18 protein-coding genes are annotated in these 22,157 nt (G+C 46.7%); 8 read left to right on the top strand and 10 right to left on the bottom strand.

The genetic code is table 11. The features are described 5' to 3' along the window. Positions 1 to 338: 338 nt before the first annotated feature. The gene (gene fusA / locus L3Q72_RS11235) at positions 339 to 2,423 is read left to right on the top strand and encodes an elongation factor G (protein WP_275130040.1); all 2,085 of its coding nucleotides are present in this window, start codon (positions 339 to 341) and stop codon (positions 2,421 to 2,423) included. Positions 2,424 to 2,644: 221 nt separating this feature from the next. Here the strand turns inward: fusA and dxs are convergent, their stop codons facing one another. From dxs to xseB, 3 genes are read right to left on the bottom strand one after another with little or no spacing between them, the layout of a single operon-like run. Beyond that, entirely contained in the window at positions 2,645 to 4,516 is a 1,872-nt protein-coding gene (gene dxs, locus L3Q72_RS11230; RefSeq protein WP_275130039.1) for a 1-deoxy-D-xylulose-5-phosphate synthase, read from the bottom strand. 23 nt (positions 4,517 to 4,539) lie between these two features. Beyond that, on the bottom strand, positions 4,540 to 5,424 hold the full coding sequence (gene ispA / locus L3Q72_RS11225) for a (2E,6E)-farnesyl diphosphate synthase (RefSeq protein ID WP_275130038.1): 885 nt from the start codon (positions 5,422 to 5,424) through the stop codon (positions 4,540 to 4,542). After that, a complete protein-coding gene (gene xseB / locus L3Q72_RS11220) occupies positions 5,425 to 5,679 on the bottom strand; it encodes an exodeoxyribonuclease VII small subunit (protein ID WP_275130037.1) in 255 nt (84 codons plus the stop codon). A 301-nt stretch (positions 5,680 to 5,980) separates the two neighbouring features. On the opposite strand from xseB, the gene pomA reads away from it, so the two are divergent. The 5 genes from pomA (at position 5,981) to rlmM (ending at position 12,360) form a co-directional block, all read left to right on the top strand. After that, complete coding sequence (pomA, locus tag L3Q72_RS11215) at positions 5,981 to 6,745, top strand: flagellar motor protein PomA (protein ID WP_275130036.1); 765 nt, start codon at positions 5,981 to 5,983, stop codon at positions 6,743 to 6,745. Between the two features lie 15 nt (positions 6,746 to 6,760). After that, positions 6,761 to 7,729: a flagellar motor protein MotB gene (locus L3Q72_RS11210; RefSeq protein ID WP_275130035.1), complete on the top strand. Its 969-nt coding sequence runs from the start codon at positions 6,761 to 6,763 to the stop codon at positions 7,727 to 7,729. Between the two features lie 507 nt (positions 7,730 to 8,236). After that, positions 8,237 to 9,685 (top strand): tRNA uracil 4-sulfurtransferase ThiI, encoded by a 1,449-nt coding sequence (gene thiI, locus L3Q72_RS11205; RefSeq protein ID WP_275130034.1) that lies wholly within the window; start codon positions 8,237 to 8,239, stop codon positions 9,683 to 9,685. Between the two features lie 585 nt (positions 9,686 to 10,270). Further along, positions 10,271 to 11,164: a transcriptional regulator GcvA gene (locus L3Q72_RS11200; RefSeq protein WP_275130033.1), complete on the top strand. Its 894-nt coding sequence runs from the start codon at positions 10,271 to 10,273 to the stop codon at positions 11,162 to 11,164. Between the two features lie 104 nt (positions 11,165 to 11,268). Beyond that, on the top strand, positions 11,269 to 12,360 hold the full coding sequence (rlmM, locus tag L3Q72_RS11195) for a 23S rRNA (cytidine(2498)-2'-O)-methyltransferase RlmM (RefSeq protein ID WP_275130032.1): 1,092 nt from the start codon (positions 11,269 to 11,271) through the stop codon (positions 12,358 to 12,360). Positions 12,361 to 12,461: 101 nt separating this feature from the next. On the opposite strand, the gene xni is transcribed toward rlmM, so the two are convergent. The 5 genes from xni to queF form a co-directional block, all read right to left on the bottom strand. Continuing rightward, positions 12,462 to 13,235, bottom strand: a complete 774-nt coding sequence (gene xni / locus L3Q72_RS11190) for a flap endonuclease Xni (protein WP_275130031.1) — start codon at positions 13,233 to 13,235, stop codon at positions 12,462 to 12,464. A gap of 83 nt (positions 13,236 to 13,318) precedes the next feature. Beyond that, positions 13,319 to 14,686 (bottom strand): nucleotide 5'-monophosphate nucleosidase PpnN, encoded by a 1,368-nt coding sequence (gene ppnN, locus L3Q72_RS11185; RefSeq protein ID WP_275130030.1) that lies wholly within the window; start codon positions 14,684 to 14,686, stop codon positions 13,319 to 13,321. A gap of 125 nt (positions 14,687 to 14,811) precedes the next feature. Beyond that, entirely contained in the window at positions 14,812 to 16,386 is a 1,575-nt protein-coding gene (locus L3Q72_RS11180) for a GGDEF domain-containing protein (protein ID WP_275130029.1), read from the bottom strand. A 99-nt stretch (positions 16,387 to 16,485) separates the two neighbouring features. Beyond that, a complete protein-coding gene (locus tag L3Q72_RS11175) occupies positions 16,486 to 18,750 on the bottom strand; it encodes a tetratricopeptide repeat protein (RefSeq protein WP_275130028.1) in 2,265 nt (754 codons plus the stop codon). Positions 18,751 to 18,775: 25 nt separating this feature from the next. After that, the gene (gene queF, locus L3Q72_RS11170; protein WP_275130027.1) at positions 18,776 to 19,621 is read right to left on the bottom strand and encodes an NADPH-dependent 7-cyano-7-deazaguanine reductase QueF; all 846 of its coding nucleotides are present in this window, start codon (positions 19,619 to 19,621) and stop codon (positions 18,776 to 18,778) included. Positions 19,622 to 19,694: 73 nt separating this feature from the next. Here queF and syd point away from each other — a divergent pair, with 73 nt between their 5' ends. Together syd and L3Q72_RS11160 are read left to right on the top strand one after the other, a co-directional pair. Continuing rightward, the gene (gene syd / locus L3Q72_RS11165; RefSeq protein WP_275130026.1) at positions 19,695 to 20,240 is read left to right on the top strand and encodes a SecY-interacting protein; all 546 of its coding nucleotides are present in this window, start codon (positions 19,695 to 19,697) and stop codon (positions 20,238 to 20,240) included. Between the two features lie 12 nt (positions 20,241 to 20,252). Next, on the top strand, positions 20,253 to 21,029 hold the full coding sequence (locus L3Q72_RS11160; protein ID WP_275130025.1) for a Zn-ribbon-containing protein: 777 nt from the start codon (positions 20,253 to 20,255) through the stop codon (positions 21,027 to 21,029). Positions 21,030 to 21,419: 390 nt separating this feature from the next. Here the strand turns inward: L3Q72_RS11160 and L3Q72_RS11155 are convergent, their stop codons facing one another. Together L3Q72_RS11155 and L3Q72_RS11150 are read right to left on the bottom strand one after the other, a co-directional pair. Continuing rightward, on the bottom strand, positions 21,420 to 21,866 hold the full coding sequence (locus L3Q72_RS11155) for a YaiI/YqxD family protein (protein ID WP_275130024.1): 447 nt from the start codon (positions 21,864 to 21,866) through the stop codon (positions 21,420 to 21,422). Further along, complete coding sequence (locus tag L3Q72_RS11150) at positions 21,863 to 22,144, bottom strand: hypothetical protein (protein ID WP_275130023.1); 282 nt, start codon at positions 22,142 to 22,144, stop codon at positions 21,863 to 21,865. Before L3Q72_RS11150 ends, L3Q72_RS11155 begins: the two co-directional genes overlap by 4 nt. Positions 22,145 to 22,157 lie beyond the last annotated feature (13 nt).

Here is a 22,157-nt window from a genome sequence, read left to right as displayed (position 1 = left end):
TCAGCTATCAGCCGTCAGCTTTCAGTTTTTTGGATATGACACCTTGATTGTGTGGTTTTTGTCCTTATATTCATTCATATGTAAATTATATTATTTATAGTTGCCATATATAGAGTAAGAGTAACGCTGATAGCTGATAGCTGATAGCTATTTTAAAATTACAAACTACACTTAAATTTACCTATTTGACCACATATCAGTCTGTATTATCGCTGAATTGGTGGGAAGGATTGGTATAAATGGATTTTTTTTCACTCATATGCTCGTAGGGGTATCAGTCCTGACGGATTGTGTTATACTCTGCGCGCATTTTTATACCTTATTAACAGAGTAAGACAATGACTGACTTATCAAAATACAGAAACATTGGTATTTTTGCTCACGTAGACGCGGGTAAAACTACTTCTACCGAGCGAATCCTAAAGCTAACTGGTAAAATCCACCGTACTGGTGAGGTACACGACGGCGCAGCAACTACTGACTTCATGGAGCAGGAAGCTGAACGTGGTATTACAATCCAGTCTGCAGCAACAACTTGTTTCTGGAAAGACCACCGTCTAAACATCATCGATACTCCTGGACACGTTGACTTTACAGTTGAAGTTTACCGTTCACTTAAAGTACTTGATGGTGGTGTGGGCGTATTCTGTGGTTCTGGTGGTGTTGAACCTCAGTCAGAAACTAACTGGCGTTACGCTAACGAATCAGAAGTAGCACGTCTGATCTTCGTAAACAAACTGGACCGTATGGGTGCAGACTTCTACCGCGTTGTTGAGCAAGTGAAAAACGTACTTGGTGCGAACCCACTTGTTATGACTCTGCCTATCGGTATCGAAGACGACTTCGTTGGTGTTATCGACGTACTAAACCAGAAAGCACTGATCTGGGATGACACAGGTCTTCCAGAAAACTACACAGTTGAAGAAATTCCAGCTGAGTACGCTGAAAAAGCGGAAGAATACCGTGAAATGCTAATCGAGACTGCTGTTGAGCAGGACGATGACCTAATGATGGCATACATGGAAGGTGAAGAACCAACTATCGAGCAGATCAAAGAATGTATCCGTAAAGGTACTCGTGATCTGGCGTTCTTCCCAACTTTCTGTGGTTCTGCATTCAAGAACAAAGGTATGCAGCCAATGCTTGACGCAGTTGTAGATTACCTACCTGCTCCAACAGAAGTTGATCCACAGCCTCTAACAGACAAAGACACTGGTGAAGCTACTGGTGAAGTTGCTAAAGTTGATCCAAGCGAGCCGCTACGTGCTCTTGCGTTCAAGATCATGGACGACCGCTTTGGTGCACTAACTTTCATCCGCGTATACTCTGGTGTGATGAAGAAAGGTGACACAATCCTTAACTCTGCAACTGGTAAAACAGAGCGTATCGGCCGTATGGTTGAGATGCACGCAGACGAGCGTAACGAAATCAGCTCTGCACAGGCTGGTGACATCATCGCTGTAGTTGGTATGAAGAACGTTCAGACTGGTCACACTCTATGTGATCCTAAGAACGAATGTACTCTTGAGCCAATGATCTTCCCAGAACCAGTAATCTCTATTGCTGTTAAGCCTAAAGATAAGGGCGGTTCTGAGAAAATGGGTATCGCGATCGGTAAAATGGTTGCAGAAGATCCATCATTCCAGGTTGAGACTGATGAAGATTCAGGCGAAACTATCCTGAAAGGTATGGGTGAACTTCACCTGGACATCAAGGTAGACATCCTGAAGCGTACTTACGGCGTTGAGCTGGAAGTTGGTCAGCCACAGGTAGCTTACCGTGAAACTATCACTCAGGAAGTTGAAGATAGCTACACGCACAAGAAGCAGTCTGGTGGTTCTGGTCAGTTCGGTAAGATCGACTACCGCATCAAGCCAGGCGAAGCTGGCAGCGGCTTCAAGTTCTCTTCAACAGTTGTTGGTGGTAACGTACCTAAAGAATTCTGGCCTGCAGTAGAAAAAGGCTTCGAAATGATGATGGACCAGGGTGTTCTTGCTGGATTCCCTGTACTAGACGTTGAAGTTGAACTATTCGACGGTGGTTTCCACGCAGTTGACTCCTCAGCAATCGCGTTCGAAATCGCAGCGAAAGGTGCATTCCGTCAGTCTATCCCTAAAGCTGGTGCACAACTTCTTGAGCCAGTTATGAAGGTTGACGTGTTCACTCCAGAAGATCACGTTGGTGACGTAATCGGTGACCTTAACCGTCGTCGTGGCATGATCAAAGACCAGGAAGCTGGTGTAACAGGTGTTCGCATTAAAGCAGACGTTCCTCTATCAGAAATGTTTGGTTACATCGGTCACCTACGTACAATCACTTCTGGCCGTGGTCAGTTCTCTATGGAGTTCAGCCACTACTCAGCATGTCCACAAAACGTTGCTGACGAAGTAATTGCTAAAGTTAAGGAAGAAAACGCTAAGTAATTAGCGCTTTATTCTGATAACTTTGAAACCCCTGATGGCGAGAGCTGTTGGGGGTTTTTGTTTTTTAGGCCCTAGGACGTTCGCTTCGCTCGCTACTGGGCCCTGGGAAGAGGCAATAAAAAAGCTCATCGTGATGATGAGCTTTTTTATTGCAGTGCTGAAAGTACCAATGAACAACCCAGGGCCCAGGGCCTATAGGACGAAGTCCGTCCCCATCCACCCTACTTATCCATATAAGCTCGAATAGATTCCAAAATCCCTTCCGCATCCAGTCCAAGCTCCGCCAGAACTTCCTCCTGCGTTCCCTGCGAAACAAACTCATCAGGCAAACCAAGATTCAGTACCGGTTTAATCAGTTTTTCCTTCATCATAAACTCAAGCACACCGGCGCCTGCGCCGCCTGCGATGACGTTTTCTTCTACGGTTACCAGTACGTCGTGGGTTTGAGCCAGTTCGGTTATCAGAGCTTCATCCAGAGGCTTAACAAAGCGCATATCCGCAACGGTTGCATCAAGGGCTTCTGCTGCGGTTAACGTGCTTTCCAGCATGGTGCCGAAGCTTAGCACCGCGACTTTCTTAGACTCGCTTTGGCGGACAATGCGGCCTTTGCCGATTTCCAGTGCAGTCATCTCTTTCTGGATTTCTGCGCCGATGCTGGTCCCGCGTGGGTAGCGCACAGCGCTCGGGCCGTTATGCTGGTGGCCTGTGTAGAGCATCTGACGGCACTCGTTTTCATCACTTGGCGCCATAATCATCATATTAGGAATACAGCGCATAAAGCTGAGGTCGAATGCACCCTGGTGGGTCTGACCGTCCTGTCCGACAATACCTGCACGGTCGATGGCAAACATAACCGGAAGATCCATAATGGCGACATCATGGATTAGCTGGTCATAGCCGCGTTGCAGGAAGGTGGAATAAATTGCCACAATAGGTTTGTTGCCTGCAATCGCCATACCTGTTGCCAGAGTGACTGCATGCTGCTCGGCAATAGCAACATCAAAAAACTGTTCAGGGTATTCCTTAGAAAAGCGGACCATGCCTGAGCCTTCGCGCATTGCCGGCGTGATTGCCATTAGCTTTTCATCCTGAGCTGCCATATCGCACAGGAAGTCGCCGAATACTTTAGAGAAGGTCGGTTTGGTGCCGTTGCTCTTTGGCAGGCTGCTGCCGTTAGGATCAAAGCGCGGAACGCCGTGGTAACCGATAGGATCCTTTTCCGCCGGCTCGTAGCCTTTGCCTTTTTTAGTCATGATATGCAGGAACTGAGGGCCCTTCAGACCGCGCATATTTTTCAGCGTCTTAACCAGTTCATTAACATCATGACCATCTACAGGTCCGATATAGTTAAAGCCAAGCTCTTCAAACATAGTGCCCGGAACGACCATACCTTTAAGGTGCTCTTCCGTGCGCTTGACCAGTTCTTTAATTGGCGGAACGCCGGAAAGGACTTTTTTACCGCCTTCACGAATGGAGGTATACAGACTGCCGGACAGCACCTGTGCAAGATGGTTATTCAGTGCGCCAACATTTTCTGAAATAGACATCTCGTTATCGTTAAGTACAACCAGCATATCGTTATGGATATCACCGGCGTGGTTCATCGCCTCAAAAGCCATACCAGCAGTAATAGCACCATCGCCGATAACACTGACAACCTTACGCCCTTTGCCTTCTTTTTCAGCTGAGATAGCCATGCCTAAGGCTGCGCTGATAGAGGTCGAGGAGTGACCCACCGAAAGTACGTCATATTCACTTTCTTCGCGCCATGGGAAAGGGTGCAAACCGTCTTTCTGCCGTATTGTCGGTAGCTGATCTCTTCGCCCTGTCAGGATTTTATGCGGATAAGCCTGGTGGCCCACATCCCAGATAAGACGGTCGAACGGGGTTTCGTAAACGTAATGCAGAGCAACAGTTAGCTCTACAGTACCTAAACCTGACGCTAAGTGTCCGCTGGACTGGCTGACGGAGTTAAGCAGATAAGTACGCAACTCATCACAGAGCTTAGGCAGAGTCTCTTTTGGCAGCGTACGTAACTCGTCCGGCGTTTCAGCCAGAGCGAGCGTGGGATATCTGGAAATATCAAGAGTCATATATGGCGCTTTCTTATTGTGTATTAACTTTTGCGCTCGACAACATATCGGGCGAACTCTTCGAGTGACTGAGTATTGTACGGGATCGTGTCCAATGCATGAAGTGCCTGAGCCAAAAGATCGTCAGCTTTTTTTCTGGCACCTTCCAGTCCAAGCAGGGCAGGATAAGTGGATTTATGCAGCTCCTGATCTGAACCCTGAGGCTTACCCAGTGTTTCGGTATCGCCGATGATATCAAGGATGTCATCCTGAACCTGAAATGCAAGGCCTACGGTATCCGCATACTTATCCAGCGCCGGAAGGATTTCAGCTCCTTTCTCTCCGGCAGATAAAGCTCCCATACGAATGGCACATTTTATCAGTGCACCTGTCTTATTCCTGTGAATTATCTCCAATTCATTCAGGCTGACAGCGCGGTTTTCGGCCCCAAGATCAAGGGCCTGACCAAGGCACATTCCCTGAGCGCCAGATGCCTGTGCAAGAAACTGTATCATTTTGACACGCATAGACTTGCCTTCAGAAGATAAGTGTCCTTCAGACAAAATGGAAAAGGCCAGAGTCTGTAGAGCATCACCGGTAAGAATCGCAGTCGCTTCATCAAACTCGATATGACAGGTGGGTTTGCCGCGTCTTAATTCATCGTCATCCATTGCAGGAAGGTCATCATGGATCAGCGAATAGGCATGAATGCACTCGATAGCAGATGCCGGAGTATCAAGATCTTCTAACCTGCATCCCAGCATTTCACCTGTGGCATAGACAAGAAACGGCCTTGCCCGCTTGCCACCCAGAACCAGTCCGTAGCGCATTGCCTGAATCAGGGACTCATTTTGATGATCAAGTTTATCCAGCCAAATCTTGAGCTGTTGGCTGTTACGCTCCTGATAGAGCGGAAGGTTATTCAGCATTTATTCTTCGTCACTCTGGCCGGATGGATGAAATGGAGACAGCTGCGCCTGATCATCATTGCTGAGCAGAATAGACACTCTCTGTTCTGCTTCCGTCAGCTTTGATTGACCGGCTCTTGCCAGCGATATTCCCCTTTCGAATTTTTTTAAAGCATCATCAAGTGCAAGGTCACCGCTTTCAAGCTGTTCTACTAACGTATCCAGCTCCTCAAGGGTGGCTTCGAAGGTCATGTTTTCAGGTTTTTTGCTTGCCATAATCGTTCTGCTTTTTGGGAAGTGGACGAAACTTACCTCAGAGGTTAAGCCCGGTCAAATAGCTCTATTATAATTTGCTGACTGAGTGATAGCTATTATTCGAGAGTGTTAACTTGGAATTTAGCCCGGTAACGCTTATTCTGGTGTTGTCAGAGTCTGTTTTCTGGCTCTTTTTTTGCAAAATGTGATGCTTTTGCAAATAAATGCCTAAAACAACTCGGTTTCTTGCCGATAGAATGAACATTCACGCTGAACGGATAAAGAGAAGTCCGGTAGAAAGTAACAGCATAAGAGGTGCTCAGTGGATTTAGCAACGTTAATAGGTTTGATAGGTGCCTTTGCCTTCGTAATCATGGCTATGATTCTTGGTGGCAGCATTGGTATGTTTGTCGACGTCACGTCGATACTTATCGTGGTAGGGGGATCCTGTTGTGTAGTATTAATGAAATTCACCATGGGGCAGTTTTTCTCTGCCTTTAAGATCGCCGGTAAGGCGTTTATGTTCAAGACCGACGAGCCGGAAGATCTGATCGCGAAAATTGTAGAGATGGCCGATGCGGCACGTAAAGGCGGTTTTCTTGCGTTAGAAGAGATGGAAATAACCAGCAGCTTTATGCAAAAAGGTATCGACCTTCTGGTAGATGGTCATGACGCTGAGGTTGTGCGCGCTGCGATGTCAAAGGATATCGCGCTGACAGAAGAGCGACATACTCAGGGTAGTGAGGCTTTCCGTCAGTTTGGTGACGTAGCACCGGCGATGGGAATGATCGGTACCCTGGTTGGTCTGGTAGCCATGCTTTCAAACATGGATGACCCTAAGTCCATTGGTCCTGCGATGGCGGTTGCCCTTTTGACAACGCTTTATGGTGCGATTCTGGCAAACATGTTGTTCTTCCCGATTGCCGATAAACTATCCTTACGTAAAGAGCAGGAAAAACTAAACCGCAGATTGATTATGGATGGCGTGTTAGCGATTCAGGATGGACAGAACCCGCGTGTTATTGATGGCTATCTGAAGAACTATCTGAACGAGAAGAAGCGCGTTCTTGATGTTGACAGTGAGTAACGGGGAGTAGCCGCAATGGAAGAAGAAGATTGCAAATGCCCGCCACCCGGTCTCCCCGCGTGGATGGGTACGTTCGCCGACCTGATGTCACTTTTGATGTGCTTTTTCGTACTTCTGCTGTCGTTCTCAGAAATGGACGTACTGAAGTTTAAACAGATTGCCGGTTCCATGAAATTTGCCTTCGGTGTGCAAAACCGCCTTGAGGTAAAAGATATCCCTAAAGGTACCAGTGTGATCGCTCAGGAGTTCCGTCCGGGCAGGCCTGAGCCGACGCCTATCGACGTTATTATGCAGCAGACTATCGATATTACTCAGCAGACTCTGGATTTCCATGAGGGTGAGTCTGACCGTGCCGGTGGTAAAAACCGCGAGCAGGGTAAGATGACGGGCGGACAGTCGCCGGAAACTTCAACCAAGATGAGTCAGAGTGAGGATGCCGCGAAGGATATTGAACAGGAGCAGACTGACCAGGCTCAGTCCGCCGCGGAAGAGACAGATTCTCTGGAAGAAAGTATCAAGAAAGCGCTGGAGCGTGAAATTGACCAGGGTGCGATTGAAGTAGAAAACCTGGGTCAGGAGATCATTATCCGGATTCGCGAGAAGGGTGCCTTCCCGGCAGGTTCTGCTTTCCTTCAGCCTAAGTTCAGACCGCTGGTAAGGCAGATAGCTGACTTGGTTAAAGATGTTCCGGGCGTCGTCAGAATTTCTGGCCATACAGATAACCAGGTGCTGGACTCCGAGCTTTACCGCTCTAACTGGGATCTCTCCTCTCAGCGTGCCGTTTCCGTTGCACATGAGATGGAAAAAGTGAAAGGCTTCAATCACTCCCGCCTGAGAGTTCAGGGTATGGCAGATACAGAGCCGCTTAACGATAACTCAACCCCGATTCTGCGGGCACAAAACCGGCGAGTGGAAATCGGTATCCTGCAGGGTAAACCTCACTTTAGCGATGAGGTGAGTGTGCAGGGGAATAATCAGCAGTAATAGAAAAAGCGGGCGAGAGTCCGCTTTTTCATCCAATCCATTTTTTTTTGATTCTGTAGTATAGGTTATGGGGACGGGCTTTGCCCTTTAGGGGAATAGGGCTATAGGGAAAGGCTAAAAAAGCTTGACATTATGTGCAGTCGAATCAAATCTTGCATAACCCCATAACCCCATAACCCCATAACCCCATAACCCCATAACCCCATAACCCCATAACCCCATAACCCCATAACCCCATAACCCCATAACCCCATAACCCCATAACCCCATAACCCCATAACCCCATAACCCCATAACCCCATAACCCCATAACCCCCTAACCCCATAACCCCATAACCCCATAACCCCATAACCCCATAACCCCATAACCCCATAACCCCATAACCCCATAACCCCATAACCCCATAACCCCATAACCCCATAACCCCATAACCCCATAACCCTATTCCTCCGACACCCAAACTCGTGTATAATCGCGCGCCTGATTTTTGTACAGCGAAGCAACCTATGAAATTTATTGTTAAGCCTCATCCGGAGATTTTTGTTAAGAGTGAATCGGTACGTAAGCGATTTACCCGAATTCTGGAATGTAACCTGAGAAACATCATCCAGCGCCAAACGGAATCTGTTGCTGTGTTCAACCGTCGTGACCATATTGAGGTAACGGCTAACAGTGATGAGTATTACCAACAAGTTTTAACTATCCTGACTCAGACTCCGGGTATTCACCATAGCCTTGAAGTTCAGCAGTCTGAATTTAAGGATATGCACGATATCTACGAGCAGGTGCTTGAGCTAAGCCGCAGCAAGATTCAAGACAAGACTTTTGTGGTGCGTGTTAAGCGTCGCGGTAAGCATGAATTTACTTCTATCGAACTTGAGCGCTATGTTGGTGGCGGCCTGAATCAGGCGGTTGAAAGTGCAAAAGTAAAACTACATAACCCGGATGTGACGGTCAATATTGAAATTGCCAGCGACAAGCTGAATCAGGTTATCGCACGTCATAAAGGTCTGGGCGGTTTCCCTCTGGGCACTCAGGAAGATGTTCTTAGCCTGATTTCAGGCGGCTTTGATTCAGGTGTTTCAAGTTACCTGCATATCAAACGCGGTTCTAAGACCCATTACTGCTTCTTTAACCTTGGCGGTCCCGCGCATGAAATCGGTGTTAAGCAGGTGGCTCACTTCCTGTGGAACAAGTACGGCTCTTCGGCCAAGGTGAAGTTTATCGCCGTGGATTTTGAACCAGTGGTTGCTGAAATCCTGGAGAAGGTAGACGACGGTCAGATGGGCGTTGTGCTTAAGCGTATGTTTATGCGTGCCGGTGGTATGCTTGCTGAGAAGTTTGGCATTCAGGCTCTGGTTACCGGTGAAGCGCTGGGTCAGGTGTCCAGCCAGACACTGACAAACCTTCGCCATATCGATGGTGTAACCGATACTCTGATTCTACGTCCGCTTATCAACTGGGATAAAGAAGACATTATCAACCTGTCCCGCGATATCGGTACAGAAGATTTTGCCAAAGTTATGCCGGAATACTGCGGTGTTATCTCCAGAAAGCCAACCGTAAAAGCGGTGAAAGCTAAGCTGGAAGCGGAAGAAGAGAAGTTCGATTTCTCTGTACTTGAGCAGGTGGTTTATAACGCCCGCGTAATGGATATCCGCGATATCGAAAAAGAAACCCAGGAGCAGGCTCCGGAAGTTGAACTGGTTGATGCAGTGCACGAGCACGCCATCGTACTGGATATCCGCAGCCCGGACGAAGAAGATGAAAACCCGCTGGAAATCGACGGCGTAGAAGTGAAACATCTTCCGTTCTATAAGCTAGCGACTAAGTTTGGCGACTTAGACCAGTCCAAATCCTACCTTCTGTACTGTGACCGCGGAGTGATGAGTAAGCTTCAGGCGCTGTATTTGAAGGAGCAGGGGTTTGAGAATGTTAAGGTTTATAGGCCGTAACTTTTACTTATCATTTTGTTTTGTTGAAAAAGGATGCTTCGGTATCCTTTTTTTGAATCTGGGGTATAGGCTATGGGGACGGGCTTTGCCCTTTAGGGGATAGGGCTATAGGGAAAAGCTAAAAAAGTTTGACATCATGTGCAGTCGAATCAAATCTTGCATAACCCCATAACCCCATAACCCCATAACCCCATAACCCCATAACCCCATAACCCCATAACCCCATAACCCCATAACCCCATAACCCTAAATTTTAAGCAAAAAAAAGCACCGCCATCAGGCAGTGCATAAATAATCTTTTTGACAGACAGGTCAAAAATAATACAGGAAGTATGTGTTACATATCTAAGGTGTAAATACATAACAGGTTGGTAGAAATCTACCTAACTCAAAATTGAGTTTTGCAAACACAACATCGCAACAATAAGCCGATTGATTCAGGAGGAATCATGCCGTTCCGGCTTCGTTGCGGGGGGAAATATAGAATTTCTCTGGCTGATCCGCAATGGACAATTTATAATGTTTCGCATAAAAAAAACTAATGGATAGATGTCGAGCCTTCTGTCCTTATTGATGAGATACATTATGTCCAGACGATTACCCCCTCTTAATTCACTGCGAGTATTTGAAGCCGCTGCCAGACAGCTAAGTTTTACAAGGGCTGCGGAAGAGCTGTTTGTTACTCAGGCGGCGGTGAGCCATCAGATAAAGGCCCTGGAAGAGTACCTGGGCATCAAGTTATTCAGGCGCAGAAATCGCTCTCTTTTGCTCACAGAAGAAGGGCAAAGTTATTTTCTGGATATAAAAGATATATTCACTTCAATAGCCGATGCGACGGATAAAGTTCTGGAAAGAAGTGAAAAGGGGGCATTAACCATTAGTCTTCCTCCCAGTTTTGCTATTCAGTGGCTGGTGCCGAGACTGGCTGACTTTAATCAGAAAGAGCCGGATATAGATGTGCGGATTAAAGCGGTTGATCTGGATGAAGGCTCTCTGACCGATGATGTGGACGTCGCCATCTACTATGGCAGAGGGAGCTGGCCGGGTTTAAAAGCCGATAAACTCTATCAGGAGTACCTGGTTCCTCTGTGTTCTCCCCGGTTTATGCTTGGTGATAACCCATTAGAATCATTAGAAGATCTTGGGCGATTTACACTTTTGCACGATACATCGCGAAAGGACTGGAAGCAGTTTGTAAAACAAAATGAAATTGAAGGGGTTAATGTAAACCACGGACCTATTTTCAGTCACTCGACAATGGTATTGCAGGCTGCCGCTCACGGTCAGGGGATTGCCCTTGGAAACAATGTGTTAGCCCGGCCGGAGATCGATGCAGGTCGTCTGGTGGCCCCCTTTGATGAAGTGCTGGTCAGTAAGAATGCGTTTTATGTCGTCTGCCATGACAAAAATGCCGATAGCGGCAGGGTGGCAAAGTTTCGTGACTGGATGCTGGCTAAGGCGGCCAGTGAGCAGAGATAAAAAGCTTTTCATCGCGGCAAATTGCTATATGATCTTGCATCCGCTTTGCGGCTATGAAACTAACTTATTTGGCTAACAGGTCAAAAAGAAAATGAGGTAACACAGTGAAACAGTTAATGCTCTATTGCCGCTCCGGATTTGAAAAGGAGTGCGCAGGTGAAATCCAGGATAAAGCGACCAATCTTGAGGTATACGGATTTCCACGCGTTAAGAACAATTCAGGTTTCGTTCTGTTTGAGTGTTACCAGGAAGGTGATGCTGAAAAGCTGGTAAAAGAGCTTGAATTCAGCTCGCTGATCTTTGCCCGCCAGATGTTTGCTGTAGCCGCTGAGTTTACCGATTTACCCTCATCTGACCGTATCTCTCCGATTCTGCAGGAGCTGGCTGATATTGAAGCCTTCCCGCGTTGTGGCGATATTCGTATTGAGACACCGGATACCAATGAAGCAAAAGAGCTGCTTAAGTTCTGCCGCAAATTTACTGTGCCTCTTCGTCAGGCACTGCGCGGTAAAGGCATTCTGTTTAACAAAGAGAACCCGAAAAAGCCGGTTCTGCATGTCTGCTTTGTTGAGTCGGGACACTGTTTTGTTGGTTACTCCTTAACGGGCAATAATTCGCAGTTCTTTATGGGTATTCCTCGCCTTAAGTTCCCGGCAGATGCACCAAGCCGCTCTACTCTGAAGCTGGAAGAAGCCTTTCATGTATTTATCCCGAAAAATGAGTGGGATGAGCGCCTTGCATCCGGTATGTGGGGTGTCGATTTAGGCGCCTGCCCGGGTGGCTGGACCTATCAGCTGGTTAAGCGCTCCATGTTTGTCCATTCGGTGGACAACGGCATGATGGCAGACAGCTTGATGGAAACCGGTCAGGTGAAGCACCATATGGAAGATGGCTTTAAGTTTGAACCAGCCAAGAAAAACGTCACCTGGCTGGTGTGTGACATGGTAGAAAAACCTTCCCGCGTCGCTCAGCTAATGGGTGAGTGGATCATCAGCGGTTGGGCAAAAGAGGCTATCTTCAACCTGAAACTGCCAATGAAAGGCCGCTACGATGAGGTGCTGGAAGATATCGAAAACCTTAAGCTTTTCCTGATTGAAAATGGGGTGAAGTTTAAGCTGCAGGCTAAGCATCTGTATCATGACCGGGAAGAGATTACGGTGCATGTGCAGTGTTTGTCGAATATATCGCCTAGGTAAAGTTAGTCGGGATATTATGGGGCTATGGGGCTATGGGGTTGATCCTTACCCTATTGCCCTCTAGCGAGCGAAGCGAACGCCCCCATAACCCATCGCCCTCTTTATCCTTTCCCCGTAAACCTTATATCCTGCAAATTAAACCCAAGCTCAATATCCGTCTTAAGCGTAGAAACCCGCTTACACACCCTCGCCATTTCAATATGTTCATCGAACTTTTTGCGGTATTTCGGCGCAAGTTCTTCGGAGTTATACGCAGTTTCAATATCCGGGAACTGGTTTAGTATCTCTTTGGCTGCTTTTGGTCCTACGCCGGGGATACCCGGCACCTGGCTTGAGCTAACGCCTGTCATGCCCCAGTAGTCTGCGAGCTGTGAGGGGGAGACGCCGAATTCGTTTTCGATAAACGGAGTGTCCAGCCAGCGGTGCTGGAAGTAGTCTCTGATCTGAAGTGTGGGAGCCAGAAGCTGGCAGTAGCCTTTATCGGTGGAGACTATGGTCACCTTTTCTCCGTGACCGGCCACCTTTACTGCCAGTGTTGCGACCAGATCATCGGCTTCATCACCTTCTGATAGTAGTGAATCAATGCCCAGCTCCCACCATGCGTCCTGAATGCTGTCCAGGCCGTTAAGCAGAGGTTCCGGCATCGGCTTTCTGTTCTGCTTGTAGGTGGGCAGTATCTCTGCCCGCCAGCCTCTGTCCTGCAGGTGATGGTCAAATACCGCAATAATATGAGTCGGCTGTGATTCTGAGATAATACGGTTAAGAGTCCGTTTGGTGGTCTCTATGGTTCTTGTTATATCTGTGGGATCAGGCTGCACAGAGTGTACCCGGCGAATCAGGTTTAATGCATCGATGATCACTAAGTGGATAGGCATGTATATCAGTAAAAAATAAGGGCTTTGGAAAGCCCTTATTCTATAACAAGTATCGGATTAATTCACAGGCTCAGGAAAAAGAACTAAGCCTCATGCGAGTCAGCGATGGTATAACACGGAACATATTCCGAACCCGGTAGCTTCATTCTGAACTGATCGACGAAATCTTGCAGAAGTGTATCCATTTTTTTCATCAGAACCGGATCGCCATTCAGGGTAAAGGGACCGTGTTTTTCGATCTCTCTTATCCCGTCTGATTTCACATTACCTGCCACAATGCCCGAGAAGGCTTTACGCAGGTTCGACGCCAGAGCTTCAGGTGGTTGCGCCAGATGTAAATCCAGTGCAGCCATGCTTTCATGGGTCGGATCAAATGGGTACTGGAACTCTGCCGGGACCTTCAGTGACCAGTTATAACTGTAAGCATCTTCCGTTTCCTTGCGGTGCTCTCTTACTTCCGGCATGGCTTCTTTAATGATCTGGGCGGCTTTAGCCGGATCATCAACCACAATGGTGTACTGCCTCTGAGCGTTTTTGCCCAGAGTTTCGCCGATAAATTTATCCAGCGAGCGGAAGTAGGCCTCGCTCTCTTTAGGGCCGGTGAGAACAATAGGCATAGGCTGGTCGATATTATCCGGGTGCATCATTATTCCCAGAATATAGAGCAGCTCCTCTGCTGTGCCCGGGCCTCCGGGGAAGATTACAATCCCGTGCGCCATACGAACAAAGGCTTCCAGCCTCTTTTCGATATCAGGCATGATAATCAGTTCGTTAACGATGGGGTTTGGCGGCTCAGCTGCAATTATGGATGGCTCAGTCAGGCCAATATAGCGCTGGTGGCCATATCGTTGCTTAGCGTGTCCGATGGCTGCGCCCTTCATCGGGCCTTCCATAGCGCCCGGTCCGCATCCGGTACATATATTCAGCTCCCTGAGTCCAAGCTCGTGGCCCACTTCGCGGGTGTACTGGTATTCAACCGGATTAATGGAGTGTCCGCCCCAGCAGACAACCAGGTTGGGATCTATGCCTGGGTGCAGTGCGCCGGCGTTTCTCAGTATGGCAAAAACCAGATTGGTAAGATGGACGGGGTCGTGCTGATTTTCCTGATGCATCTGTGCTACATGCATATTGACGTACACAATATCCCTGAGAACAGAAAACAGGTGTTCCTGAATCCCTTTGATAATGGTCCCGTCGACAAAGGCATCTTCCGGGGGATTATTCAGCTCAAGCTTGATTCCTCTTTCCCGGCTGACTACGTCTACGTCAAAGTCGAGGTGCTTGCTCAGCAGTTCGTTGGAATTGTCGGTATGACTGCCGGAGTTCAGCACAGCCAGGGTACAGTTTCGGTATAACTGGTAAAGATCGCTGGTGGCTTCTTTTTTCAGCCGTTTTACTTCGAGCTGGGAAAGCATATCCATGCTGCCCGCAGGGCTAATATGGGTAATCATGGTTCCTCCTTCATATAGGAAGTATTGTTATATTTATGTTAACCATATAACGAAAAGAGGGTAACTCCAACATATTTAAGGCAGTTTTGAGGTGACGCGGGGATAATAGAAAGAGGCTGGGCTTGCTATTTAAAGATAGACTGGTTACTGCCTTTCATTTTTGCTTCATTAAGGGCAGCGTTAAGCCTTTCAAGAACCAGCTCAGGGGTATCTGAATCCTGTAACATTGTCATAGAGATAGAAGCGGTGACAGTGATATTTTGATCCCTGAACTTAAATGGCAGCTTGCTTATCTGAAGCTGAAGCTTTTCAGAAAGGCTTCTGACGCCATTCTCTCCCGATTCCGGAAGAATAAGGATAAACTCCTCACCAGAGAAGCGGGCAATAATGTCTTTCTCACCAAGCTCTTTTGAGATGGTTCTTGCGATAATTTTCAGCGCTTTATCGCCGGCGGTATAGCCAAAGCTGTCATTAAGAGACTTAAAGCTGTCGATATCGATCAGCATCAGATGCAGCGGATGCTGGGTACGAATCCACTTATGGTATTCAACTTCAAGTTTTTCTATAAATGCAGTACGGTTGAATACATTGGTCAGAGGATCCTGCAGCAGACGTTTGGACTGCTCATCCAGGCGGCGCTTATGGTTCTGAGCCAGTTCCTGAAGACTTTCCAGCTGTCTTTGGTTGTGTTTCATCCGCTCAAGCAGCATCTGCTCTCTCTGCTCATTATGCTGTAAGCGTTCAGACAGCATGTTTATCTGCTCAAGAAGAGGGTTCAGTGCCGATCTTGCTGCTTCGAGCTCGGGTGCTTTATCAAGTGCAGCCTGGCTTTCCTGGGATAAGGAGTGCAGCTCATTAGCCATCTGAGCTCGGTGACCGGAGTATGAATCGGCTTGTTCTATGTTTTTGACATTACCGCCGATGACCTGCGTGAGGGAACCGGTAACCTGACCGAGAAACTTCTCAGAGGTCTTTCTTTCGAAATGAGTGCCCTCAATAACCAGCTTTAATACCTGAATTGTCAATTCAAGCAGGGCTTCTGCACTGACTCCGTCAAGCAGCTTAATCCGGATATCACTGAGTAAAAAGCCTGACTCTCCGTCAAAATCTATCTCAGTTATAAGGGATTGTAATTGCTCGGAAATCTTATTGAGAAGCTCACTGTTAAACTCACCATCATGCGCCAGAGAATGGGCAGAATTGGAGGTGATGATTTTCATTGCGTTCTCGTAAATTCCGAGAAGACGTATGGCTTGATCAAGCTGGGATGAGCTTCTTGATGATGGAAAACTTAGTAAGTTCCTCAGGTCGCGTTTTAGCTGGGCTGGCAGGCCTGGTACTCGTTGGAGGGTCTCTCCGCTGTTCTTTATACGTTCGTCTAAGTGACTTTTTTCAGTTTCCATTTTACGGGTATTTTCTTTAAGCGCACGTTCAAGTATAGCAAGCTTAGGGATAAGCTTACTAATATCGTGCTTCTGTTCCAGAGATTTTTGTATAGAAGTTACTTCCTGGTCAAGCTTTTCATGATATCCAACACACGCATTACCAAGATTGGCAATAACACGCTTAAGAACTTTGAGTTCTCTCGTGCTTTTCAGTGAGGTATCGCGTTGAGCGAGACGTGCCTGTTGTAACTTTAACTTCAGATGTTCAAGTTTCTGAATGAATTCAGGATGAGCATCTACTTCTATTTCACTCATAAAGACAAAGTGTAAAAATACCCCTAATAAGATTTAACCGATAAATAATAACAAATATTTTTGTCACTGCATTTAAAATTATTAATAATTGATGATAATTTAATCAGTCGATTCAAGATCTATGATGTCTTCCTCAATTTTATAAGAAGAATGTATTTTAATTAACCCTTTCCCGGCTGCTTTTTCACATGCAGCCCGTATGTCATCACCCGCAAAACTGGCCGCTGGCGCGTTATCGATAGCTTTCAGATTAACCCAATGGTTGCCACTATGCTCAATGGTTAGTTTGCGTGCCATATCCAGCGCCATTAGTAATATGTCAATCAGCTCTTTATCATTTATGGCGGTATAGGCTTTCGGCAAGAAAGGATAGTCTGCAATACCGGCGCGCAGTACTTTTTCTATATCCTGCTCCGGCTCAAATTCTGCTATCCACTGGTTGAATTTTTCAAACAGTTGTTCTGCACCTTCTTGCGGATTGGTGTTTGGCGTAACGTACAGGAACATAGCATCAGAGAAGTGGTAAAGCCTAGCCGGGCTTTCTATCTTTGACTTAATAAATTCACCGAAGTTTCTTTCCAGCTCAAGTCCGGCTTTATATCCTTTTTTAAGATAAGTGGTTTTCAGAAAAGGTAAATCAATCATGATAAAGCGTAATTTATCATGCAAAGGTTCATGGATAAGTTCCCCTGTCTGCCATTGCTCAAAGTTGGCACTGCTTTTCTCCAGTGAAGAGGGCAGTTTTACATTAAGAAGGCGCAGGTTTCTCAGGCCCGATCTTGGGTGAGTATAGTGGTCTTTATATAACTCACTGAGCTGAGTTTTCATTCTTCTAATTATCACTCCTCTATATAGAAAGAGAGCAAATAATAAAGCTGAAAGCAGGAGTACCGCAGTGCCAATGTTGCGATATCTGGCTATTTCTTTTCTGCTTTCCGTTAATTGTTCTTCCTGGCTCTTATAGTGAATAGACTTACCTATAAATTGCTGCTGCTGAACAAAGTCTTCTTCGGTTATTTCTGATAGTTGATTTCTCTTCTGGAAAGTTAAATTGTTATATGTTTGTAAATGGCTGAGGGCGTTTTTATAATCGCTGATATCATGATAAATAGAAGATAATAAAAGATGAGCTGCTATTTCTATTTCACGGTCGCTGACTTTTTTGCCTAATTCAAGGGCCTTTAGCGCTTTATTAATACCTTGTTCTTTCTGGTTCAGCTGGCTATCCAGTTCAGCCTGAATGAGCAGAGAGCGCGCTTTCATGCCTTCATAAAGCGTGAAACTTAATAGTGACTCTGCATTGTTTACATATTGCTCTGCAAGTGGATAGTTATATAGTTGTAAATAGGTGTTTGCCAGGTTTAACCGCAGTTCTATCACTTTCTCCAGGCTGCTTTGCATAGATTCGCCGTCCAGAACATTAAAGTAATAAACCAGCGCCAGGTTATATCTTCCCTGCTGATAGTAGATATTCGCCATATCATTCAATACGCCAGAGAGTACAGGTGAGTCCCCGTAGTTGTCGTAAAAGTCAGCGGCCTGAGACAGGTGATCAAGCGCCTTATCCAGTGCATTTCTTTTTATGTAGAGATCTGCCAGCATGCGGTTTGTTTTTGCCAGCGAATCCGGCAGATCTTTTTCGACAGCCTGCCAGTATGCGCCAAGAAGGCTGTATAATGCCTGATTAAAGCGCATATAACGCAGATTATGCTTACCCAGCTCCTGAGCATACGATATCTGAATATGCGGGTCGTTGAATTCACTCAGATAGACTTTAGCCTGTTCAAATAGATTATCAGCAGGCTCTGTCTGATTGAGTGAAGAGGCGATTTGTGCTTTCTGAACGGTGAGCTGATACCAGAACTTGTTTATTGACAGCTTATCAAGTTGCGATTTTTTCAGGGACTCTTCAATAAGAGTGAGCAGCGGCCGGACTTTGTCATCGCTCAGGCTGGTTTGCCACAGAACTGAAGCTTTATGGATCTGCGCTTCGGTTGTCAGACTGAACAGCCCGTACTTTCTTGCGATCGCTTCTGCCTGATCGGCATACTCAAGAGCCTGCGGGCCGTTTTTCAGAGCCAGATGAGAGCGGGAAACAATAAGAAGCGCTTCAATGGTCGTAATTGGTGTGCGAAGGTCCGCTTCGGAATCGTCGCGCCCCATGGTACGTCCCTTAGCATTTTGTTCGGTAACTAACTTGCGTGATGAGAGGTACCGGTAGGCAATGTCCAGTGATTGCTGCGGATTAATTTCAATCAGCTTGACTGCATCATCCAGCAAGGGAGTGCTGGTTTCAGCCCTAACATTCAGGCTGAAACTAAGCAGAAAAGTAACCAGTAATAAAGAAATAATTCTATACAGCATTAAAGGTATCACTACGTAAAGTTTGTTATTGACGAGCCAGTCTGTTGTTGTGCTTTGGCCCGCTGGCGGTTGAAGAGCGGAACGGGTTAATATCCAGCCCCCCTCGTCGGGTATATCTGGCATAAACGGTCAGAGAGTCCGGGCTGCAGTATTTTTGAATATCAGTGAAAATCCGCTCTACACACTGCTCATGAAATTCATTGTGTTCCCGGAAAGAGACGATATATCTTAACAGCGCTTCCCGGTTTATCTGCTTGCCGGTATAAGAAATTTCCACGCTACCCCAGTCTGGCTGATTAGTGATCAGGCAGTTAGATTTCAGCAGGTGGCTGTGCAGAGTTTCTGTAATTTCGTTCTCCAGAGTTGCATCCTTGAGCAGATCGGAATTGAACTCATAGTCCGATATTTCAATATCCAGATCATCGATGCATTCACCCTGCATATTTACAACAGGCTGATTTGTGTAGTGGCCGAGGGCATTCAGTTTTACTGACACGTCTCCTTCTGCGCACTGACTCAGATCTTCTTTAAGTGTTTTCTGAACGGTTTCCCAGTCAGCAAATTTTGTCTGGTTAAAGCTGTTCAGGTATAACTTGAAAGATTTAGATTCAATTAAGTTTGAGCTGGACGCCGGTATAGAAACTTCGCCAACAGCGACCTGTGGCAGGCCTTTTGAGTTCAGCCAGGACAGTTCGTAAAGCGTCCAGATGTCGTACCCCAGAAAGGGTAATTCTTCGCCAAGAGACAGATCGTCGCGGTTAAGGCTTCTTGGTACGGGTTGCAGCAATCCTGCATCATACTGGTTTTGGTATTCAGTTTTTTGGCCAAGAGTCAGACCCGCAAGCTCTTTTGCGTTAGAATATTTGCTCATACTAAAATTACATTATCGACTAGAATGTCACTAATTCTACTGAATAGCTGATTCACTGTCATCAGGGGCGTACATGACACAAACGATTACCAATAAATTAATCGCATTTTCTCAGTTTTATATCGAGAGCTGGGAAAATAAATATCAATCACTACCGAAAAGTGAAGAGCTAGCCGGAATGGCCTCTCCGTGTGTTGTCAGAACAGAAGATGATAATGTGTACTGGAAACCTGTTGCAAGGAATGAAAGGGCAGACTTTTCAAATCTGGAACAAGGTCTGGAGCTTAGCCTGCATGACGATATTAAGAGTTTTTATGGCTCGCAGTACTGCTCTGATATGGATGTGAGCTGGCGTGGCAATGAGTTTACTCTGCTTCAGGTGTGGAGCGATGACGATTTTGTCCGTCTGCAGGAAAATATTATTGGTCATCTGGTAACCCAAAAACGTCTGAAGCTCAAACCAACGGTCTTTATCGGGGCAACTGACGCGGAGCTGGATGTGATTTCTATCTGCAATATCACCGGTAACGTCATCCTTGAGCGTTTGGGTACGGATAAGAGGGATGTTCTGGCAGGCAGTCTGGAAGAGTTTCTGACCGAATTAACTCCAGAGATTTAGGCTGACAGATTTATGTATGTAACAGAACTGATTTTTGAATGCTTTGACAATACAACCGTCAGCGCCGTGGACAGAGCAATTAATGGCCTGATGGAAGCGCTCAGATATAACGGGCAGGTGCTTGGCAGAGAGTTTCCCATCGCCATGGGAGAGGGCACTTTTTCTGTAAGGGTTGTCTGCCCTGAGGAAGACAGCCTTCATCCGGACAATCATTCGGACTATGTTAATTTCTGTATCAAGGAGTTATCTGGTGCTGCGCTTTTATCGCCAAAGGTGAGGGTGCTGGGAAGAGATCTAAACTCTGAACAGGTCGCTGAAGAAGAGAGACCGGGCTGGCAGGTTCTCTATACCACCTATGTTCACACCTGCTCGCCGCTCAGAAGTGGTGAAACCCTGCTTCCTATCCCTCTGTACAGAAATGGGCCGACGCTGAATGGCGACCATAAAGCTGTGGTTAAATGGCAGACGGAGTGGCAGGCCTGCGATGAACTGCAGATGGCCGGTGGCTGCAAAGCTGAGCATGCGGCTTTAAAAGAGATCACGTCAACGGAGAGTGACCTGTTCCGCCGGGGCTGGGATTTACGCGGCCGGATCGAATATATCACTAAGATCCCTACTTACTATTATCAGTACCGGGTTGGTGGCGAAAGTCTGGAAGCTGAACGCAGCCGTAAATGTCCTAAGTGCGGTGGCGAGTGGCTACTGGATGAACCGCTGCATGATATTTTTTACTTTAAATGCGATAACTGCCGGATTGTTTCGAATATTTCCTGGGATCATTTGAAGTAAAGCTGTCAGTCTGCTCTTATACCAATACCAGTAATTAGCTATTAGCGATTTTGACAAGCAAGGATGAACAGATAATTACTGGGATTGGTATTTACACAAGTGTAAGGAGTCAAAGTATGCTCCTCCCCTTGGCCTCGAAAGGCCGGATTTTCGAAGAAGTAGCATCGAAGGGGAGGCTGGGAGGGGTTGTTTCTTCGAGGCTTAAGGTTCTACGATTTAGTTAAATTTTGTATAACCAACCCCCTCTAACTCCCCCTTCTGTTAACTTTATCAACCAGTTAGGCTTTTTTACTCAAGGGGGAGAACCGTTCTCTGGTCACTTTAATATTTGTGTATAAGAGTCAGGCTATCAGCCGTCAGCTTTCCCCTCTAATAGCTGATGGCTGAAAGTTATCTTGCTTTCGCCAATATCCGGTCCAGATGATTAGCAAACTCCCTGCGCTCGGTTTGCGAGAGCGCTGCTGGCCCGCCGGTCTGGACTCCGCTGGCGCGCATTGTGTCCATAAAGTCGCGGATATTCAGTCTGGCTTTGATGGTCTCCTTAGTATAGAGCTCGCCCCTTGGGCTCAACGCCATACCACCTTTGGTGATCACTTCATCTGCCAGCGGAATATCGGAGGTGATCACCAGATCGCCCTCTTCGACTCTTCTTACTATCTCGTTGTCTGCAATATCAAAGCCGCTTTCTACCTGAATGCTGCGGATATTACTGCGGGCAGGAACCGGAATTCGGTGGTTTGCCACGAAACAGCACTCTTTCCCGGTGCGCTCTGCTGCTCTGAACAGCGTTTCACGGATTACCTTTGGACAGGCATCGGCATCAACCCAGATTCTCATTGTTCTTTCTCTAATTTTTCAATTCTTGCGCTAAGTTCAGCAACCAGAGTTTCAAGCCTGGCAATGCGCTCTTCTGCGGCTCCTTCAGTTTTCGCTGCAACTTCTATTTTTGGAACACGATTCGAGCCCTTCCAGCTTTTGATTGCCGCAATAATTGCCGGCATAGGAACTGGGGATGATAATCTTGCTTTAACCAGAGCAACGGTTGGTTGCTTATTCTGGTTGCTAAGTTCCTGCAGTACTCTTTCTATCTCTGCAGATACATCTTTAGTGTCCATCTGTAACGCTCTT

The organism is Vibrio sp. JC009 (genome assembly GCF_029016485.1).
Classification (GTDB): domain Bacteria; phylum Pseudomonadota; class Gammaproteobacteria; order Enterobacterales; family Vibrionaceae; genus Vibrio.
This window is presented reverse-complemented; position numbering and strand designations above follow the sequence as displayed.

Bases quoted from the DNA above. Each gene is read 5' to 3' on its own strand.
- fusA (WP_275130040.1), top strand. From the start codon at position 339: ATGACTGACTTATCAAAATACAGAAACATTGGTATTTTTGCTCACGTA.
- ppnN (WP_275130030.1), bottom strand. From the start codon at position 14,686: ATGATTACCCATATTAGCCCTGCGGGCAGCATGGATATGCTTTCCCAG.
- L3Q72_RS11180 (WP_275130029.1), bottom strand. From the start codon at position 16,386: ATGAGTGAAATAGAAGTAGATGCTCATCCTGAATTCATTCAGAAACTT.
- ispA (WP_275130038.1), bottom strand. From the start codon at position 5,424: ATGCTGAATAACCTTCCGCTCTATCAGGAGCGTAACAGCCAACAGCTC.
- xseB (WP_275130037.1), bottom strand. From the start codon at position 5,679: ATGGCAAGCAAAAAACCTGAAAACATGACCTTCGAAGCCACCCTTGAG.
- L3Q72_RS11150 (WP_275130023.1), bottom strand. From the start codon at position 22,144: ATGGACACTAAAGATGTATCTGCAGAGATAGAAAGAGTACTGCAGGAA.
- dxs (WP_275130039.1), bottom strand. From the start codon at position 4,516: ATGACTCTTGATATTTCCAGATATCCCACGCTCGCTCTGGCTGAAACG.
- L3Q72_RS11200 (WP_275130033.1), top strand. From the start codon at position 10,271: ATGTCCAGACGATTACCCCCTCTTAATTCACTGCGAGTATTTGAAGCC.
- queF (WP_275130027.1), bottom strand. From the start codon at position 19,621: ATGAGCAAATATTCTAACGCAAAAGAGCTTGCGGGTCTGACTCTTGGC.
- L3Q72_RS11210 (WP_275130035.1), top strand. From the start codon at position 6,761: ATGGAAGAAGAAGATTGCAAATGCCCGCCACCCGGTCTCCCCGCGTGG.
- L3Q72_RS11155 (WP_275130024.1), bottom strand. From the start codon at position 21,866: ATGAGAATCTGGGTTGATGCCGATGCCTGTCCAAAGGTAATCCGTGAA.
- syd (WP_275130026.1), top strand. From the start codon at position 19,695: ATGACACAAACGATTACCAATAAATTAATCGCATTTTCTCAGTTTTAT.
- L3Q72_RS11175 (WP_275130028.1), bottom strand. From the start codon at position 18,750: ATGCTGTATAGAATTATTTCTTTATTACTGGTTACTTTTCTGCTTAGT.
- thiI (WP_275130034.1), top strand. From the start codon at position 8,237: ATGAAATTTATTGTTAAGCCTCATCCGGAGATTTTTGTTAAGAGTGAA.
- xni (WP_275130031.1), bottom strand. From the start codon at position 13,235: ATGCCTATCCACTTAGTGATCATCGATGCATTAAACCTGATTCGCCGG.
- L3Q72_RS11160 (WP_275130025.1), top strand. From the start codon at position 20,253: ATGTATGTAACAGAACTGATTTTTGAATGCTTTGACAATACAACCGTC.